The 18816-nt window shown below is 63.0% G+C and carries 14 protein-coding genes; 7 read left to right on the forward strand and 7 right to left on the reverse strand.

Annotation, left to right across the window (positions count from 1 at the left end; genetic code table 11):
• Positions 1-13: 13 nt before the first annotated feature.
• Positions 14-625: a DUF4230 domain-containing protein gene (locus VFO93_RS18670; RefSeq protein WP_325135904.1), complete on the forward strand. Its 612-nt coding sequence runs from the start codon at positions 14-16 to the stop codon at positions 623-625.
• Positions 626-708: 83 nt separating this feature from the next.
• Here the strand turns inward: VFO93_RS18670 and VFO93_RS18675 are convergent, their stop codons facing one another.
• From VFO93_RS18675 to VFO93_RS18685, 3 genes are all read right to left on the reverse strand, one after another.
• Complete coding sequence (locus tag VFO93_RS18675; RefSeq protein WP_325135905.1) at positions 709-3057, reverse strand: gliding motility-associated C-terminal domain-containing protein; 2349 nt, start codon at positions 3055-3057, stop codon at positions 709-711.
• A 425-nt stretch (positions 3058-3482) separates the two neighbouring features.
• Positions 3483-7502 (reverse strand): fibronectin type III domain-containing protein, encoded by a 4020-nt coding sequence (locus VFO93_RS18680; protein WP_325135906.1) that lies wholly within the window; start codon positions 7500-7502, stop codon positions 3483-3485.
• Positions 7503-7926: 424 nt separating this feature from the next.
• A complete protein-coding gene (locus tag VFO93_RS18685; protein ID WP_325135907.1) occupies positions 7927-8409 on the reverse strand; it encodes a regulatory protein RecX in 483 nt (160 codons plus the stop codon).
• A gap of 73 nt (positions 8410-8482) precedes the next feature.
• Between VFO93_RS18685 and VFO93_RS18690 the strand changes: the two genes are divergently transcribed.
• From VFO93_RS18690 to VFO93_RS18700, 3 genes are all read left to right on the forward strand, one after another.
• Complete coding sequence (locus tag VFO93_RS18690) at positions 8483-9355, forward strand: DMT family transporter (protein WP_325135908.1); 873 nt, start codon at positions 8483-8485, stop codon at positions 9353-9355.
• 89 nt (positions 9356-9444) lie between these two features.
• Positions 9445-12114, forward strand: coding sequence for a DUF5686 and carboxypeptidase regulatory-like domain-containing protein (locus VFO93_RS18695; RefSeq protein WP_325135909.1), 2670 nt, complete (start codon positions 9445-9447; stop codon positions 12112-12114).
• Positions 12115-12191: 77 nt separating this feature from the next.
• A complete protein-coding gene (locus VFO93_RS18700) occupies positions 12192-12713 on the forward strand; it encodes a hypothetical protein (RefSeq protein ID WP_325135910.1) in 522 nt (173 codons plus the stop codon).
• 9 nt (positions 12714-12722) lie between these two features.
• Here VFO93_RS18700 and VFO93_RS18705 read toward each other — a convergent pair whose 3' ends face one another.
• The gene (locus tag VFO93_RS18705; protein ID WP_325135911.1) at positions 12723-13013 is read right to left on the reverse strand and encodes a DUF4834 family protein; all 291 of its coding nucleotides are present in this window, start codon (positions 13011-13013) and stop codon (positions 12723-12725) included.
• A gap of 76 nt (positions 13014-13089) precedes the next feature.
• On the opposite strand from VFO93_RS18705, the gene VFO93_RS18710 reads away from it, so the two are divergent.
• The 3 genes from VFO93_RS18710 to VFO93_RS18720 all read left to right on the forward strand — a co-directional run bounded on the left by VFO93_RS18710 (position 13090) and on the right by VFO93_RS18720 (position 15680).
• Positions 13090-14337 (forward strand): GWxTD domain-containing protein, encoded by a 1248-nt coding sequence (locus VFO93_RS18710; protein ID WP_325135912.1) that lies wholly within the window; start codon positions 13090-13092, stop codon positions 14335-14337.
• Positions 14310-15326 carry a 23S rRNA (guanosine(2251)-2'-O)-methyltransferase RlmB gene (rlmB, locus tag VFO93_RS18715; protein ID WP_325135913.1) on the forward strand — a complete coding sequence of 339 codons (1017 nt, stop codon included), beginning with the start codon at positions 14310-14312 and terminating at the stop codon, positions 15324-15326. Before VFO93_RS18710 ends, rlmB begins: the two co-directional genes overlap by 28 nt.
• Positions 15327-15389: 63 nt before the next feature.
• Positions 15390-15680 carry a hypothetical protein gene (locus VFO93_RS18720; protein ID WP_325135914.1) on the forward strand — a complete coding sequence of 97 codons (291 nt, stop codon included), beginning with the start codon at positions 15390-15392 and terminating at the stop codon, positions 15678-15680.
• A gap of 63 nt (positions 15681-15743) precedes the next feature.
• Here VFO93_RS18720 and VFO93_RS18725 read toward each other — a convergent pair whose 3' ends face one another.
• From VFO93_RS18725 to VFO93_RS18735, 3 genes are read right to left on the reverse strand one after another with little or no spacing between them, the layout of a single operon-like run.
• Positions 15744-16832: a mannose-1-phosphate guanylyltransferase gene (locus VFO93_RS18725; RefSeq protein WP_325135915.1), complete on the reverse strand. Its 1089-nt coding sequence runs from the start codon at positions 16830-16832 to the stop codon at positions 15744-15746.
• A gap of 48 nt (positions 16833-16880) precedes the next feature.
• A complete protein-coding gene (locus VFO93_RS18730; RefSeq protein ID WP_325135916.1) occupies positions 16881-17684 on the reverse strand; it encodes a dolichyl-phosphate beta-glucosyltransferase in 804 nt (267 codons plus the stop codon).
• Positions 17685-17738: 54 nt separating this feature from the next.
• Positions 17739-18737, reverse strand: a complete 999-nt coding sequence (locus tag VFO93_RS18735) for a KpsF/GutQ family sugar-phosphate isomerase (protein WP_325135941.1) — start codon at positions 18735-18737, stop codon at positions 17739-17741.
• Between the last annotated feature and the right edge of the window lie 79 nt (positions 18738-18816).

Below are 18816 nucleotides of genomic sequence, written 5' to 3' on the forward strand. Positions count from 1 at the left end.
CTTATTTCGCCGCTTGCTGCCGCTTGCCCTGCTCATTGCCCTGGGGGTTTTTCTCTGGCGCAAAATCGGCCCCACGCTGGCGGGCCTCAACCCGCTCGCCGCCCGCGAGCCCCAAGTAACCGTGACTCACAACACCGTGCTGACGCAGGTGGAAGCGCTGGGCCGGCTGGAGCTGGTGCGCTACCGCTTTAAGGATGTGGTGGAGTACAAGCGCTCTTCCAAATACCCCTTTTTGCCCGATGCCAAGGCTGCCCTCATCGTGGGTGGCGAGGCCGTGGGCTGCCTCGATTTACGGAAAATAAAACCCCAGGACGTGGCCTTGGAAGGCGACTCGGTGGTACGGCTTCTACTGCCCGCGCCCGAGCTTTGCACCTTCCAGGTCGACCATAGCCAGAGCCGGGTGTTCAGCACCGAAAACACGTTTTTCCAAGATGCGCAGGTAGTGGACGAGGCCTACCGCTACGCCGAGGCGCAGGTGCGCCGCTCGGCCCTGCAATCGGGCATTCTGGCCGAAACCCAGCGCAACGCCGAGCAGATACTGGTGCCCATGCTACGCACGCTCACCGGGCGGCGCGTCATCATCGGGCAGCGGCTGGTGGCGCCGGCACCCGCCCGCAAACTGTAGCTGCGGGGTAGTACCCCCAAAAGCAAAAAAGGCTCCCCGATGCACGGGGAGCCTTTTTTGAGTAGGCTGATTAGTAGCTAGCGCTACTTGATTACTTCTACCCAGCCGCGGGTGATAGAACCGTTGGGCTGCGTGAAAGTGTAGTAGTACATGCCAGCGGCGATGCTGGGGTCGGTGCCCCAGTAGTTGGTCGTGTTGTTGTAGTTCTGCGTGGAGAACACGCGGCGGCCCCAACGGTTGAAAATCTCGACCGTGTTGTTGGGGTAAGCGTTCACGTTTTTGACTTGCAGCCAGTCGTTGAGCTTGTCACCGTTGGGCGTAATTACGTTGGCTACTTCGATGTTGGGGTCTACGCCCACGGTTACGACTACGCTGGCCGTGCCCGAGCAGCCGGTGGCCGTGCTGGTGGTGGTCAGGGTGTAGGTTTGGGTGATGGGGGTGCCCGTGGTGTTAGGCAGCGTCACGGTGGGGTTGGCGCTGGTGGGGTTGCTGAGGCCCGTGGTGGGGCTCCAGCTGTACGTGAAGCCCGCTACGGGTGCGGCTCCGATAGCTACGGCGCGGCCGTTGGTAGTGCTCACGGCCGGGCCGGCGTTGGCCGTCACGGCGGGGTTCACGGTGATGGTAACCTGGCTGGTAGCCGCGCAGGCGCCCGACGCGCCGGGTGCCGTGATGGTGTAGATGGTAGTGGCCGTAGGCGTGAGCACGAAGGTGGGGCTGGTGCCCGACACCGGCCCGCCGGTTACGGTGTACACCGCGCCCGTGGGCCCGCCGCTTACCGTGAGGGTAGTGCTGGCGCCCTGGCACACGTTGCGGTTGCCCGCGATGGTGAGCGTCGGGGCGGCCGATACTACCACGTTCTGCGTTACGGCGTCGGTGATGCAGCCAGCGGCCGATACACCGTTGACGGTGAGGGTGCCGGGGCCAGCTGCGCTCCACTGCACCTGCACGGGGTTGGCGGTGGCGCTGCCCACGATGGTGCCGCCCGTTACGGTCCAGCTTACGCCGGCCGTGGTGCCGCCGGTAGCGGTGTAGCTAGTGGTGCCACCCACGCCGCACACGGCCAGGTTGCCGGTGATGGCGGTGGGGCCCTGCGGCTTCACTACCGTGATGCGGAACACGTCGTAGATGGTTTTGCCGGCGCAGCCGTTGTCTTTCACCGTCACGGCGATGTCGTAGGGCTGGGTGCGGGCCTCGGTGCAGCTGGCTTTGTATACAAACGTGCCCACTACGGAGCCGTTGCCGTTGGCCGTTACGGCGCCGGCCAGGCCAGCGGCCGTGCCCGTGCTGCCGTTCACGGTAGCATCGTAGCCGCCGGGGCCATCGAGCAGGGCACTGCTCACGGTCATGGTCAGCGGGTTGCCGGCTTTCTGCGTGGCCGTAATCGGAATAGTCTGGGTGGTGCCGGCCTCAATGGTATAGTTGCGGGGCAGCGGCGTGGTAGTGCCGCCAATGGCGATGGGGGCCGGCAGCACCGGGGCGGGCGTCGAGGGGCAGTTGGCTACTACCAGCTGCACGTCGCGCCGGGTAGAGCCCAGCAAGGTGCGCACCCCGTTGATAATGCGGTACTCCCTTACGTCTACTGCTACTGCATATTTACCAAGCACCGGCGTCGAGAAGGTGGCAATACCCGTCGAGGAATTCAGGTGGTTGATAATGCCCCGGCCCACCCCAAACGGCGTAGTGGCCGAGTAGGCATTGGTGGTAGCATACGGGGCCAGCGGCTGGGCCGGGTTGAAGGGAGCGGTGGTGGGCAGCGCGCCGCTGTAGGGCTGGCCAAACGAGTACTCCAGCTCGTCGCCGTCGGCGTCGATGGCGTTGTTGAGGTAGTAAGTCGTGTCGTTGGCACAGATAACGGCCACGGCCGTGTTAGCGAAAACAGGCGAGCGGTTGAACACCGTGGGCGGCGCCATCAGGGTGTATATCTCCAGGTTTTGGCTACCCGGGTTGTCCAGGTTAAGGATGTCGCTGGTGCGCGCATTCGAAGAGTAGGCGGCGTAGAAGCCCGCCGTCGTGTTGGGCAGGTTGACCAGCGCCGTGGCCCGGTAAAAGGAGAACGGCTGCGAAGGCCCCGTGATGGTGCAGCCCGGTATCTGGGCCGGCGTGTTGCAGGCGGCCGTTGCCGGGAACGTGACGTTGATGTTGCCACCCGACACCGTCGGGTAGTTGACCGTCGTCATAACAACGCGGGCGCCAGTCGAGCGCTCGTAGATGCCGATATTGGTGTCAAGCGTTACGGTGTTGTTGCAGACCGTGTAAACCGTCAGGGTCAGCTCGTAGCGCAACGGGGCCGACGCGGGGCCCAGGGCATCAACGAAGCGATACGTAAGCTCACCACCCAGCAAGTGGCTGGCCATTGCTGGGCGCGCGAGCAGCGCCAGCAGTAGCAGCAAGGCCGAGCGCAAAAGCGGGTGTGCCAGTAATTTTTTTTTCATGAGAAGAAGTGGGGATGATTGGCGAGGCAGGAGCTTGGTAAAGAAGTTATTCGTCTTAGAAAGGCCGGCCACTCGTGGCACCGACCTGGCTGCAACCAGCCAAAACTCTCTTCTAAGTAAAGAAAGTGTTTCGGCTGCCTAAAAATAGGCATAAAAGATAATAAGCCGAATGAACCAATCCATAAAAAACTGTTTTAGTTGCTACTCATCAAGCAGCCAGGGCCTGCTTATACCTGATGCAAAAATCTAGTATACAATTTATTACCTAGATTATACTTCAGCAATATGCTGAACTGCCAGGTAGAAATGCAATTGGGGTGGCTACCCTGCCCCGAAACCAATACTGCGGCTGGCTACTACGCCCCCACCCAAAAAAAGACCCCGGCCACTATAGTAGCCGGGGTCTTTCTGCAAATGGGTAGCGCCTATTCGTGCGCTACGCGGATAACCTGGGTATTGCCGCCCTGGCGCACCGTGAGGATGTACATGCCAGCGGGCAGGCTGCCTGCCTGGGGCACGGCCAGCGAGCTAGCCCCGGCCGGTACGTTGGTCGTGGTTTCGCGCACTACGCGGCCTACGGCGTCGAGCAGCGTCAGCTGGAGCGGGCCGGCTTTCAGCGTGGTGAGCGACAGGTTGAGGTGGTCGCTGAACGGTACCGGCGAGGCCTCAGCGCTGAAGCCCGGCGCTACGCTGCTCTTGGTAGCCAGAGCCGGGGCCTCTACTACTTCGAGGTCGTCGATGTAGAGCGAGAACGAATTGACCGCGCTGATGGCGTGGAAGCCAATGAAGTAGATACCGGCGGCGGTCGGCGTGAAGTTGATTACCTGCCCGGCCGCGTTGCCCGAAGCCGACGTCACGTAAGCGTTGTTGATGATGTTGTTGTTCGAGAACAACGTGGTGGTCTGGCTGGCGGGCGTGGTGCTGGTGCCAATCTTGATTTCCAGCTTCTCGGGGTAGTTGTACGAGAAAGCGCGGTACTTGAACTTCAGCTGGTAGCTCTTGCCCACCGACAGGCGCAGGGCGTTGGTGAAGAACCAGTCGTCGGCCGGGTTGACGGCGCTCGGCATGTAGCGCATCGAGTTAACGCCCGAGCTAGGCTGGTCGTTGCTGTTCATCCAGGTGCTGCCGTCGTTGTTGGCGTCGAGTACCGTGATGCCGCAGGGCAGCGCCGGGGCCGTTACCCCGTCGAAGTTCTGCGTGTAGGGGAACGTAGCGGTGGTGAGGCAAGCCGTGGTGAAGCCAACCGCCGTGGTCGTGATGCCCTGGCCGGCGCTGCCGCAGGTGCCTTGCACGTAGATGTCGTAAGGCGTGTTGGGCGTCAGGCCCGTCAGGGTAATGGGCGAGCTGGTGCCAGTTATCGAGGGGCTGGTGGCCGTGGGGGTAGTGCCGCGCGGCACGTAGATAATGGTGTAGCTCGTGCCAATGCTCGGGCCGTTGAAGGTAACCTGCGCCTGCGTGTCGGTGATGCCGTTAACCGCTACGTTGGTGGGCGTCGGGCACGAGGCCAGGCTGACTACCGTCACTTGCAGGTCGTCCACGTACAGGTTCAGCTGGTTGGCTACGCTGATGGCGTGGAAACCGAAGTAGTATACGCCGTTGGCAGTAGGCGTGAAGCCCGCCACTTGGCCGGCCCCGGTGCCGGCCGTGGTCGTCACGTAGCTCGTGCCCTGGATAGCGGTGTTCGAGAACACGGTGGTCGTTTGGGCAGCCACCGTGGCGGCGTTGCCCACTTTCACTTCCAGGCCTTCATTGTAGAACGTCGAGCCCGACTTGTACTTGAACTGGAGCTGGTAGGTACCGCCGGCTACCATCGTGATGCCGTTGGTGAAGAACCAGTCATTAGCCGCGTTCGTGCTGCTGTAGTTGTAGCGCATGGCGTTAGGGGCCGAGCTACCGTTGCTGCTGCTGTTATTGACCCACACGCCGGTATCGTTGTTGGTGTTGATTACCGTGATGCCGCAGGGCAGCGCCGGGGCCGTTACGCCGTCAAAGTTTTCGGTGTAGGGGAACGTGGTAGCGATAGCGCACGCCGTGAGCAGCGCTACCGGGCCCGAAGACACGCTATTGCCGCTGGTGCCGCAGGTGGCCTGCACGTAGATGTCGTAGTTGGTGTTCGAGCTCAGGCCCGTCAGGGTAACGGGCGAGGTCGTAGCCGTTACCGAAGGGCTTGTGGCCGTGGGGGTAGTGCCACGGGGCACGTATATCACACTGTAGGCCGTGCCATTGGTGGGGCCGGTGAAAGTAACCGTAGCGCCGGTCGTCGTGATGTTGCCGACCTGCACTGCCGTGGGCTGCGGGCAGGCTGGCGATACTTGCTGCGTCACTTGCAAGTCGTCCACGAACAAGTTCAGTTGGTTGGAGATGCTGATGGCGTGGAAACCGAAGTAGTACACCCCGCTCGTAGTCGGCGTGAAAAGAACTACCTGCCCAGGCCCGGTGCCAGCCGTGGTCGTCACGTAGCTCGTGCCCTGGATAGCGGTGTTCGAGAACACGGTGGTCGTTTGGGCAGCCACCGTGGCGGCGTTGCCCACTTTCACTTCCAGGCCTTCATTGTAGAACGTTGAGGCCGTTTTGTACTTAAACTGCAGCTGGTAGCTCTGCCCCACCGTCATCGTGATGCCGTTGGTAAAGAACCAGTCATCGGCCGCATTAGTGCTGCTGTAGTTGTAGCGCATGGCGTTAGGGGCCGTATTACCGTTGCCGCTGTTATTGACCCACACGCCGGTGTCGTTGTTGGTGTTGATTACCGTGATGCCGCAGGGCAGCGCCGGGGCCGTTACACCGTCAAAGGTTTCGGTGTAGGGGAAATTAGTCACGATGGCGCAGGCCGTCGTGAACGGCGTAGGCCCGGTAAGTACGCTGTTGCCGCTGGTGCCGCAGGTAGCCAACACGTAGATGTCGTAGTTGGTGTTCGAGTTCAGGCCCGTCAGGGTTGCCGACGAGGTAGTGGTCGATACCGAGGGGCTGGTGGCCGTGGGAGTGGTGCCGCGCGGCACGTACACCACGCTGTAGGCCGTGCCGTTGGTGGGGCCGTTAAAGGAAACCGTGGCCCCGGTCGTCGTGATGTTGCTAACCACTACTGCCGTGGGCTGCGGGCAAGTCGGCGAGGGCACCTCTGTCACTTGCAGGTCATCTACAAAGAGGTTCAGCTGGTTGGCGATGCTGATGGCGTGGAAGCCGAAGTAGTACACCCCGCTCGTAGTCGGCGTGAAGAGAATTACCTGCCCGGCACCGCTGCCGGCACCCGTGGTGCTGTACGTCGTATTCTTAATGGCGGTGTTCGAGAATACGGTCGTCGTTTGGGCGGCTACCGTAGCGGCGTTGCCCACTTTCACCTCCAGTGCCTCGGTGTAGGTAGCCGAGCCCGACTTGTACTTGAACTGGAGCTGGTAGCTCTGCCCCACCGTCATGGTCAGGCCCTGCGTAAAGAACCAGTCGTCGGCCGCGTTGGCGAAGCTGTAGTTGTAGCGCATGGCATTGGGAGCTGAGCTCGCATCGCTACCGTTATAGGTGGCCCACACGCCGGTGTCGTTGTTGGAGTTGATGGTCGTAACGCCGCAGGCCAGAGCCGGGGCTGTTGCACCATCAAAATTCTGCTGGTAAGGATATTGCGTAACCGCCCCCGCCACGCAATACGACGGGTCGCTGAAGCCAAACGTGCGGCCCGCATCGGGCAGCGGCGTTTTAGAAACGACAAACGTATTCAGGCCATAGTTGCTGCTGCGGAAGGTAGCCGCGCTCCAGGCATCGGTGCTGGCTTTGGTGGCCAGCAGCAGCTGCCCGGTGCCGATACCCGAGCCTTTCAGACCCACGTCGGTGTCGCGGGCGTTGGCCGCAGCCGAGCCGGCCGTGGCCGTGCCGTATACAAACTCAATGCGACCGCTCTCATAAAGCTTCACTTGGAAGCTGAAATTGCTGAACTGCTGCGTGTTAGTGCCTGCGCCAGCCTTATCGGCCACGTTTTTCCACTGAATGGTACACACACGGCTACCGGCACTGCCGGTGGTAGCCACCCGGTATTCGGCCCCGCCCGTGCCCGCTACCAAGTCAGTATTGAAGGGCAGAATCAGGTTAACGTCGGCGGCGTTGGTGCTTTGCAGCGGGTCGGTGGCGGTGCTGCCCGTGTTGGTATCGAGGTAGAGCGCGGCCGTAGAGGGCGCGGCGCTACCCAAACGGATAACCCCGTTGGTGTTCAGCACAAACTGCGTAAACGTCAGCTTATTGTAGCCGAACGTAAAGCCGATGTTCTGCGCGGCCGAGTTGGCGTCATCTGTGTTAGCGGTGGCAATGACGGTGCCCGTCGTACCCAGGTCGGTGTAGGTGCCGGCCGCGTTAGAAGCGGCGGTTACGGTCTGGCCCAATTGGGCCTGGGCCGACAGCAAACCGCCACCGCCCAGCAGAGTCGTCAGCGCGAGCCTCCGCAGCGTGGAGTAGAAATTTGGCATTAGTGGGGGAGAAAATGTGAGAAATAGAAGTGTGATTTAACGAGGAAAGCTAGCCGGGGCCCGAAGGCGCGCCAGCTAACAAAAAAGTAAAATGGCGGCACTCGCCGGCGCAGGCCCAGTGCTACGCCCTGGGCTCGGGCAAATGCCTCAACTTGGCAACTAGCTACGTATCAGCCCGATTCCTATCGGCAAAAATTTGCACGAAGTCAGCCTGATGCGGGCAAATATAAGTTAATAATAGTTGCTTTCATATCCTGCGTGCCGCAAAAAAATGGAATAAGCTGGTAAAAATTATGCTTGGGCAAAGGCCATTCTGGCTTAGGCAGCTACACACCGTAGCAGTACCGCCACGCTTGGTTGCGGCTACATTTCGCCCGCGTTACGCTTTTGCCCACACGGCAGTTGCGGCGGCCGGGCTGCCCATCTACAGCTCGGCCAGCGCGTCTTGGATTAAATCCGACTCGTAGCCTTTCTGGGTGAGGTAGGCCATGAGCTTCATCTTGCGCTTCTGGGGGTGGCTTTCCTTTTCGCGGGCGTCGCGCTGGCCGAGCAGCTGCTTCAGCTTGTCGTAGTATTCGTCGCCATCCAGCTCCTTGAGGCCGCTCTTGATGCAGTAGTCGCTTAGGCCCTTAGCCTTCATTTCGAGCCGGATGCGGCGGCGGCCCCAGCCATTGGTACGGTGCTTGCCGCGGGCGTAGGCCTGGGCGTAGCGCTCCTCATCGAGCAGCTTTTCGCGGCTTAGCCGGATGATGATTTCGCCGGCCTCGTCTTCGTCGAGGCCGTAGCTTTTCAGCTTGTCGGCTACCTCTTTCTGGGTGCGCTCCTGGTAGGCGCAGTAGGCGGCTATCTTGGGTAGGGCCTCGGCGGGGGTGTAGGTTTTGGGCGCTTTGTCGGGGTTCTTGAACATGAGAAAAGAAGGTGGCAGCCGAACGAAGTTGGCCGGGCGGCGTTGGTAAAGAACGCGCCCAGCCCCGTCTTCGTTGAAAAATTCTTCCCTGCCCGCCGTGGGCTATATGCTGGCCTCGACGCTGCTCTTCGCGCTGGTCAATGTGTGCCTCAAAAAGCTGCCCGACATCCCGGCCGGCGAAATCATCTTGTTTCGCTCGGCTATCTCGCTGCTGCTCACGCTGGCTATGCTGCGCGGGGTGCGCTGTGCGCCCTGGGGCCACGCCCCGCAGCGGGCCGACCTGGTGTGGCGGGGCATTATGGGCACGGCGGCGCTGGTGCTGGGCTTTCTCACTATCAAGCAACTGCCGCTGGCCCCGGCCGTGACGTTGCAGTATCTGGGGCCAGTTTTCACGGCGGTGGCGGGCATCTGGCTGCTGGGGCAGCCGGTGCGCGGCTGGCAATGGCTGTTTTTTGGTATTTCGCTGGGCGGGGTGGCCGTGGCGCAGGGCGTGAGCGGCCTGGGCTGGGCGGGCGTGGCGCTGGGTTTGGGCGCGGCGGCGGCCTCGGGGTTGAGCTACGTGTTCAACAGCCGGGTAGGCCAGAAGGAGCACCCGCTGGTCGTTATCTTTTATTTTCAGCTGGTTACTCTGCCCGTGGCGGGCGCTTGGACGGCCTTCGACTGGCACGCGCCGCAGGGGCTGGAGTGGGCGTGGCTGGCGGCCGTGGGCTTGCTCACGCAGGCCGCGCTGTGGTGCGTGACGCAGAGCTACCAGCGCGGCAAGCAGGCGGCCGGCATTGCGGCGCTCGACTACCTCGGGCTGGTGTACGCGGCGGCGTTTGGCTACTGGTTTTTCGATGAGCGCATCAAGCCGCTGGCCTACGGCGGCATGGCGCTGGTGCTGCTGGGCGTGGCCCTCAATGCCTGGTACGCTGCCCGGCACCGGCCCGCCGAGGCCGCTAAATAATGCGCCTAGCCAACCCTTTCCCGGAATTATTCATCTAGGCAGTGGCGGCGGCTCCTATCTTGCCGGCCACTTCGGATTTTCGTCAGCGTATGCGCTTTTACTATCGTTTAGGGTTATTATTTACCGTGTTGGGCGGGCTGCTGGCGCGGCCGGCGCAGGCCGGCACCATCAAGGGCCGGGTGAGCGGCACCAACAACGAGGCGCTGGCTTTTGCCAACGTGGCGGTGCGCGGCTCGGCCACCAGTACCGGCTCCAACGACCAGGGCCAGTACCAGCTCAAGCTGCCGGCCGGGCAGTATCAGCTTGTGTTTCAGTACGTGGGCTACCGGCCGCGCACCGAGAGCGTGCGCGTGCCCAGCGGCGACTCGACCCTGGTGCTCAACGTGGCCCTGACGCCCGAGGCCTACAGCCTGGGCGAGGTAGCGGTGCGCGGCTCCGACCGCGACCCGGCCTACGCCATCATTCAGCAGGCGCAGCAGTGGCGCGGCTACCACCAGCGCGAGGTGGCCACGTTTCAGGCGCGGCTGTATATCAAGAGCTTGATTCGCCTCAGCGAAACGCCCAGCAAGGTATTCGGCTTGTTTAAAGTGGGGCCCGACGTGAAGCCGGGCATTCTGTATCTTTCTGAAAGCTTGTCGGATATCCGCTTCACGCAGCCCAATACCATCAAGGAGCGCATGATTTCGAGCCGCGTCAGCGGCGACTCGCGCGGCATCAGCTTCAACCGGGCGCAGACGGGGCTCGATTTTTATGACAACGTCTTAAAGCCCAGCTTTTCGCAGCGCGGCTTCGTGTCGCCGATTGCCAACAACTCGTTTCTGTTTTACCAGTACGAGCTGGTGGGCACCACGCAGCAAGGCGGCGAACTGGTGCATAAGATTAAACTCATTCCGCGCCGCCGCACCGACCCCGTGTTTTCGGGCTTCGTGTACATCGTGGATGGCTCGTGGCGGCTGCACTCGGTGGATGTGCGCCTGACCAAAGACGCCCAGCTCGACTACGTCGACGACCTGCACATCGAGCAGTTGTTTGCGCCCGCGCCGGGCGTGCCGCACGTGTGGGCGCTGCAATCGCAGAAGCTGAGCGTCAATTTTTCGGCGTTTGGCTTCAAAGGCTCGGGCTACGCCACGGCGATTCTTTCCAACTACAACCACGTGGTGGCTACCTACCCCGCTCCGCCCGAGGTGAAGAAGCCAGTCGCTACGGCCGCCCAGCCCACTCCGGCCCAGCCCGCCGCGCCACCCGTTATCGCCCCGGTCACGACCAAGGAGCTGACGCGCCAGATTAAGCGCCAGAAGCCCGACCTCACGGGCCTCAACCGGCAGGTGCGCCGCCAGGTGAAGCAGGCCCGGCGCGACTCGGTGCGCAACGACCCGTTTGCCCAGCTGAAAAGAGGCGAAGTAATGCTGGTAGAAAAAGGCGTGAACGAGCGCGACAGCGCCTACTGGAACCAGCTACGCCCGGTGCCGCTGACGGAGGAGGAAAAGCTCGATTACCACAAAAAGGACAGCTCGGAAGTGGTGCGCAACTCGCGCCCCTACCAGGATTCGCTCGACCGCAAGCGCAACGAGTTTACGCCGACCAAGCTGCTGCTGGGCGGCTACACCTACCGTAACACGTTTCACAAGCGCAGCTTTTCGATTGACCCCATCTTCAACGAGCTGCAATACAACACCGTGGAGGGTTACGTGCTGAACGCGCAGGCCACCTACACCCAGCGCACCGACAACCGCCGCTTCGTCACCCTCACCCCTACCCTGCGCTACGGCTTCCAAAACCAGCAGCTGCAACCCAGCCTGGCGCTGAGCTGGCAGCTCGACGCGGTGAAGCTGCGCCAGGTGAGCCTGGTAGCGGGCCGCACTATCGAGAACTTCGACCGCAACTCGCAGCTCACGCCGTTTATCAACTCGGCTTATTCGCTGCTGGCCAACCGCAACTACGCCAAGCTGTACCGCCGCGACGGGGCCGAAATCAGCTACCTCTGGGAGCCGGTGAACGGCCTCACGGTGCGCGGCATGGCCAGCTACTTCGACCGCCACGAGCTGGAGAATACCAGCACCTACCTCTGGAACGACGTGCGGGGCCGGGCCTTTACCCCCAACCAGCCGGTGGCCGAGGAGATGCCCGAAGGCACGGGCTTTGGCCGCAGCCGGGCCACTACCCTTTCGCTGGTGGTAAGCTACCGGCCCGGCACCCAGTACATTACCCGCCCCGATGGCAAGTATAACCTGGGCACCAAGTACCCCACTTTCACGGGCCAGATTCGGCAGGGCGTGGGCGTGCTGGGCACGCACGTGCGCTACACGCTGCTGCAAGGCTCGGTGCGCCAGACGGTGCAGCTGGGCTTGCTAGGCACCTCGGCCTACGAGGCTGTGCTGGGCGGCTTCGTGGGTAGCCAGGCCAATCTGACGTTTATCGATTTCCGGCACTTCTCGGGCAACCGCACCATCTTCACCGGCAATTTCAGCCAGTTTCAGCTGCTCGACTATTACCAATTCAGCACCCGGCACAGCTACTTCGAGGGGCATTTCAACCACCACTTCAACGGGTTTATTTTCAATAAAATCCCGCTGCTAAAGGCCCTGAAGTGGCAGGAGGTTTTCTCGCTCAACTACCTCCAGACCGGGCAGTCGGGCCCCTACCTGGAGCTGGGCGCGGGCATCGAGCACATCTTTAAAATCGGGCGCGTCGACTTCTTCACGTCTATGCAGCGCGGCGAGCCCAACCGCTCGGGCATCCGCCTCGGGCTGGGTATTTGAGTCTACTAAAGCTCTCGGCGCGCCGGTGGCACGGCTTTTGGCACGGCTGACTTACACCCTTTTCCTACTTTCCACCCATGAAAGCTGCCACTTACCTCCTTTTCGCTTGCTTACTCAGCACGCTGGCGCTACCGGCCCGGGCCCAGCGTTTTGCGATTAAGAAAGACCTCATCACCGTAGACGGGCAGCCTTACCTGCGGATTGAGCGGGGCGAGCTGAAGGAATTTTACGTTAGCTCGCCGCAGCACGAGCGTCTTTTCGTGGTGCGGCAAATGACGCTGCAAGACCCGCTGGGCTCAGCTAATTATCTGGAATACACATTTACTGGTTTCACTGGCCCATTCACCAGTTCGCGACTCCTCAATGGCCACTACGCGAAGGCAGAAACGCCGCGCCCCCTCGACGTCTTCAATATTCTTTATCCTACTACCCTGGCGCGCATCATCTACAACGCCCACTTGCTGAAAGATGGCGCGCTCGACCCGCAGGCGGTAATGGATTTTGTAGGCATCTACGGCACTCCTTATGCGAAGCGCCGCGATGCTTTAAACCAGCCCGGCGTGTTGCCACCAGCCGTGGTAGTGCCAGCGGCCCAGTAAGCGGGCAGCCTACTTCACTTCTTCAAAATCTACGTACTCGCCGCCGCGAAACTCGCGCGGGCGCTCGGTGGCCGTCTTGGGCGGCACGTAGTCGACGCGCACCTGGCCGGGCGCAGCCTCGGGCTGGCGGGCCTGCGAGCGGTAGCCCGGCTGCGGGCCGCCAGTGGGCGGGTAGAAGCCGCCTTGCTGCGCCTTGTGCACCTGCTGGCGCACGAAGCTGCCAAGCACCGCCCGCAGCACCACCGGCAGCAAGTAGCGTACAAGGAGCGAAAAAACCAGTAGCGCGAGCAGAAACGTCATGACAGGCAGCGAGCAGAAAGAAAGAAAACCATACGGCCAACGGGGGCACAAGTTTAACAACTTCGGGGCCGGTTTTGTGCTACTTGGGCTGTTAGCGAGCCTGGGCGCGCAAGCGCAGGCAGTGCCGCCGCGCCCCGATTTTGCCGGCCTCTACCACGCCACGGCCAGCCGCTTGGTAGTCGAAACCCGCCGCGAAGGCGACAGCCTGCGTTTGCTGCTCAACCAGCCGGGCCGCCCGGCCGGGCAGCCCTGGCCGCTGGTGCGCCTCACGGCCTGGCCCGCTTATGATGCCAAACAGCCGCTACTGCAAGCCACCAAGCGCCTGCGCCTTTACCCCGGCGCTGACCCCAACGCGCCCACGGTGGTGCTCACGGCGGCGCTGCCCGCCGCCCAGTTGCCGGCCGGGGCCGTGCTGCAAGCGCGCCTGGAGCTGCCCGCTGGCACCAGCCAGCCCGACGGCCCCGACCAAAGCCCAGTCACCACGGCCTGGCTGCGCCTCACCGCCGAGCGGCTGGCCCGGCCTTTTGTCTTGCTCGATTCGATGGGCATGATATTGGGCCGGCCCTATGTGCGGGCCGGCGAGGCGGTGGTAGTAGCGGGCTTCGGGCTGCCGCAGCCGGTGCGCTGGCGGCGCTACGCGGCTACGGGCGTGGCGGCCCTGCCGCCCTTTGCCGACCCGCGCCGCCAGCCGGCCGCCCCGCGCCAGCTGGGCGTGCTCGACTCAAGCGCCGCGCCGCTGCCGCCCGACCACCTGCTGCGTCTGCCGCAGCCGGGGCTGTATGCGCTGCGCGTGGGCGGCGCGGGCGGCGAGCCCACCCGCACGGTGCCGCTGCTGGTGGCGCGCCCCGATTTCCCGGGCCAGACCACGGCCGATGAGCTGATTGAAAACCTACTCTACCTCACCACTGCCGCCGAGCGCCAGCAGCTGCGCCAGGCTGCCAGCCCCAAGCGCGCCGTCGACCAGTTTTGGCTGGCGGCGGCCGGGGGCGACCAAACGCGGGCGCGCGACCTCATCCGGCGTTACTACGGCCTCGTGACGGCGGCCAACGAGCTCTTCACCGGCCACAAGCCGGGCTGGCTCACCGACCGCGGCCTGGTGTACGTGGTGCTGGGTGCGCCGGCCAGCGTGCGCCGCCTGCCCACCGGCGACGAGCGCTGGCAATACGCCGAGCTTGACCAGAGCGGGCGCGACCTCACGTTTACCTTCCGCCCCCGCCCTAGTACCTTAGCACCTGATAACTATGAACTGGTGCGCCGGCCCGATTACGAAGCGGGCTGGTACGCCGCCGTTGAACGATGGAGAAAGACAACGACCGCTCGCTAACTGGCGGGTTTGACGACGACTACGTGCCCCGCCGCTTCCGCGAGGGCAGCGGCGACAGCCGCCCCGAGCGCCGCGACAACCGCGATGCGCCCCGTGAAAATCGCGGCGACCGCCGCCCCGGCGGCGATGCCGGGGCCAACCGTGCGCGCCCCAATCGCCCGTTTTACGACGAGCAGGGCCGGCAGGTGCCGCGCAAGCCCAGCGGCGACGCGCCCTACAAGCAGCACAATACCCGCCCGGCCGCCGACCGCAGCATCGACATGCTCTTCGGCCTGCGCCCGATACTGGAAGCGCTGAACGCGGGCCGCACGCTGGATAAGATTTTCCTGCTGCGCGGCACCAAGAACAGCATGACCCAGGACATTTCGGACCTGGCCCGCGCGGCCAACGTGCCCGTGAGCATGGTGCCGCTGGAAAAGCTGGAGGGCATGACCCGCAAAAACCACCAAGGCGCGGTAGCCTACGTGTCGCCCATCGATTTTGCCCCGCTCGACTCGTTGCTGGCCGGCTTGTTTGAGGAAGGCAAAGTGCCCTTTATCCTGCTGCTCGACCGCGTGACCGACGTGCGCAACTTCGGCGCCATCGCCCGCACCGCCGAGTGCCTGGGCGTGCAGGCCTTAGTAGTGCCCGCCCGCGGCGCCGCCCAAATCAACGGCGACGCCGTGAAAACCTCGGCCGGTGCGCTGAACCTGCTGCCCGTGTGCCGCGAGCCCGACCTGCACCGCACCATCGAGTTTCTCAAAAACAGCGGCCTCACGGTGGTAGCCTGCACCGAAAAGGCCGACGCCGACCTCGGCCACACCGCGCCCGCCAGCCTCAGCGGCCCTATCGCGGTGGTGATGGGCTCCGAGGAAGATGGCATCTCGCCCGACCTGCTGCGCCTCTGCGACCAGCGCCTGCGCATCCCGATGAGCGGCCAGATTCAGAGCCTCAATGTGGGCGTGGCGGCCGGCATCATGCTATTCGAGGTGGCCAAGAACCGGGCCTAGCTTTTGACTGTATATTTAAGGCAGAGCCGTGGCCCTGCTACTACTCATACAAACAAAACAAACATGAACGCCGACGAAAGACTCAATCAACTCGAGCCGCTGGTAGCCGAAGCGCTGGCTGTGCTAGACCGCCACACCGCCCAACTCAAGCAGCTACATAACGCTGTTTCGCAGAACACGCAGGTACTCATTCAGCAGAGCGATAATATTTCTTTTCTGCTTCACGAGCACATCGTCATTAAAGAAGACGTTGCAACGCTGAAAGGGGACGTTGCGAAGATTCAAACGGACGTCACCGAAATGCGAACCGAGTTTGGCAACAAACTGGATTTGATTCTCTCCAAGCTCAACTAATTTTGAAAATAAAGAAGGCCCGCTGCACAGCGGGCCTTCTTTATTTTCAAAATTAGTTGCGGCTTAATTATAGCCGGTCCCTTTTTTAGCTTTCACATCGGCCACGAAGTCCTTCACGCGCTGCTCTTCCGAGCGCTGGCAGATGAGGAGCACGTTGTCGTACTCGGCCACGATGTAGCCTTCGAGGCCCTGCACTACTACCAGGCGCTCGTGGGGCGTTTTGATGATGCAGTCCTGCGTGTCGTAGAGAATTACGTCGCCGTCAATCACGTTGCGGGCGGCATCGGGCTGGCCTACGCGGTGCAGCGAGTCCCAGGTGCCAAGGTCGCTCCAGCCGATGTCGGCGGGCAGCACATACACGTTATCCGCCTTTTCCATGATGCCGAAGTCGATGCTGATGTTGCGGCAGCGAGCGTAAGCCCCATCGATGGAGGCCGCCTCGCGCGGGGTACCAAGCTCATGCTTGCCTTCCTCAAACACCTCGGCAATATCATTGAGCGAGCGGTGGAAGGCCTCGATAATGGTAGCGGCGCGCCACACAAACAGCCCCGAGTTCCAAAGAAAATCGCCGCTTTCCAGGAACATGCGCGCCAGCTCCAGGTTGGGCTTCTCCGTAAAGGTCTTGACCTTGTACAAGTTGAAGCCGGGCAGGCGGTGGCCCTCGGTGTCCATGTACTGGATGTAGCCATAGCCGGTATCCGGCCGCGAGGGCTGGATGCCCAGGGTCAGCAGCACCTCGTGCTGCCGGGCGGCGGCCACCGCCTCCTGAATGAGGCGGCGAAACTCTTCTTCGCGCAGCACGGCATGGTCGGCGGGCGATACGATGATGGTAGCCTGCGGGTCGCGCTGGGCAATGCGGTAGCTGGCGTAGGCGATGCACGGGGCCGTGTTGCGCCCGATGGGCTCGCCGAGTATCTGGTCGGCGGGCAGGTCGGGCAGGTGCTGCTGCACCAGCGCCACGTAGTCGCGGTTGGTTACGACGAAGACATTTTCGGGCGGGCAGATGCCCCGGAAGCGGTCTACCGTTAGCTGAAGCATCGAGCGGCCTACGCCCATCACGTCGTGAAACTGCTTGGGGTGCTGCGTGCGGCTGAAAGGCCAGAATCGGCTACCAATGCCGCCGGCCATCACAACCAGATAAGTGCTTTGCATGTAAGGTAAGCTAAGGTTGAGCTTATATAGAAGTTACAAAGGTAGGAGCTAAACCAGGCCGCGCGCGGGCGCGGCGCATTGGCTGGCGGCCAGCGCCCGCGAGCAAGCCAGCGCCGCCGCGTAGTGCCCCCGTCGCTGGTGCTGCCGCAGCGCCCACAGCTCGCGAAAGCCGTGCAGGCCGCTGAGCAGGCCCACTTTGCTGCCGGCGGCATCGTTCCAGCGCACGGCCTGCTCGCGCAGGCGCAGGCCCGCCTGGTGCGCTAAGAACAGCAGCTCCACATCGAAACCAAAGCGGTCGAGCCGGGCCGCCTCCACTACCGGGCGGCACACATCGAGCCGAAAAGCCTTGAAGCCGCACTGCGTATCGGCGTAGGGCAGGCCGGTGACCAGGCGCACCATGCGGTTGAAAAACCGGCCGCTGGCCTCGCGCAGCCAAGGCTGGTGCTGGCCAATGACGCTACCTTGCAGAGCCCGCGAACCGAACACCACGTCGTAGTCGCCGTTCAGAATTGGCCTCAATATGGTGGGCGTTTCAGCGATAGGCGTCGAGAGGTCGGCATCCGAAAACAACGCCACCGCCCCGCGCGCGGCCAGCAGCCCCTGGCGCACGGCGTAGCCCTTGCCCCGGTTGGGGGTGTAGCTGAGCACGCGGGTAGCCACCCGGCCCCGGTGCGTGGCAAAATATTCTTCGGCCACGGCCACGGTGTTGTCGGTCGAGCCGTCGTCCATCACTATCACTTCGCTATCATAAGGCTGCGCGCGCAGGTACGTCAGCACCTGGTCGAGGGTAGCCCCCAGGCGCGCCGACTCATTATAGGCCGGAATGAGAAACGAAAGGACGAGAGCAGCCAAGGCAGCAAAACGAAGGTGGGCAACACAGTTGCCGGTGAAGTTAGGGCGCTATTCTTATACCAGCCCTTCGCGCAGCAAGTCGTGCAGGTGAATAAAGCCCGCGAACTGTCCGCCGTCCAGCACTATCAGCTGCGTGATGTTGCGCTGCTGCATCAGGCGCAGGGCTTCCACCGCAAATTCTTCTTGCCCGATGGTAGCCGGCGTGGGCGTGAGAATATCCTGGGCCGTCAGCGTATCGAGCTCGGCCAGCTGGCAGCGGCCCAGCATCCGCCGCAGGTCGCCGTCGGTAATAATGCCGGCCAGGCGGCCCTCGGTGTCGAGCACGGCCGTGGCTCCCAGGCGCTTGCCCGATATCTCAAACAGCACCTCGCGCAGCGGCGCGGCAAGGCCCACCTGCGGGCGCTGGTTTTGGCGGCTGAGGTCGCCTACGGTCAAATACAGCTTTTTACCCAGCGTGCCGCCGGGGTGCAGGCGGGCAAAATCCTGGGCCGAAAACTGGCGGCATTCAAGCAAGCACACGGCCAAGGCGTCGCCCAGGGCCATGGCAGCGGTAGTGCTGGTAGTGGGGGCCAGGTCGTGCGGGCAGGCCTCGCGCCGGATGGGCGCGTGCAGCACGTACTGGGCCTGCCGGGCCAGGTACGAATCAGCGTTGCTGACGAGCGCGGCCAGCGGCACGCCCTTGCGGCGCAGCAGCGGCACCAGCACCTTTATCTCGGGCGTATCGCCGCTTTTGCTGATGGCGATGACGAAATCCTCGGCCTGAATCATGCCCAGGTCGCCGTGAATGGCATCGGCGGCGTGCATGAAAAGCGCGGGCGTACCGGTACTATTGAGGGTAGCTACCAGCTTGCTGGCAATGTGGGCGCTCTTGCCTACGCCGGTGGCCACTACGCGGCCGCGCAGGCCGAGTAGCGCCGCCACGCACTGCGCAAAATCGGGGGTAGCAGCCACGGCCTGGGCTACGTCGCGCAGGGCGTCGGCTTCTTCGAGCAGCACCTGGCGGGCGAGGGCCGGCACGTCGATGGGGGCCGGCAGCACGGGAAAGTCGGAAATCGGATGCACGGCCAAAGCTACGGCGAGCCTGCTTAGCTGGCCCGCTCCGGCCCCGCAAAGCCGGAGCGCAAAAGCCTAA

This window comes from Hymenobacter sp., assembly GCF_035709525.1.
Taxonomy (GTDB): domain Bacteria; phylum Bacteroidota; class Bacteroidia; order Cytophagales; family Hymenobacteraceae; genus Hymenobacter.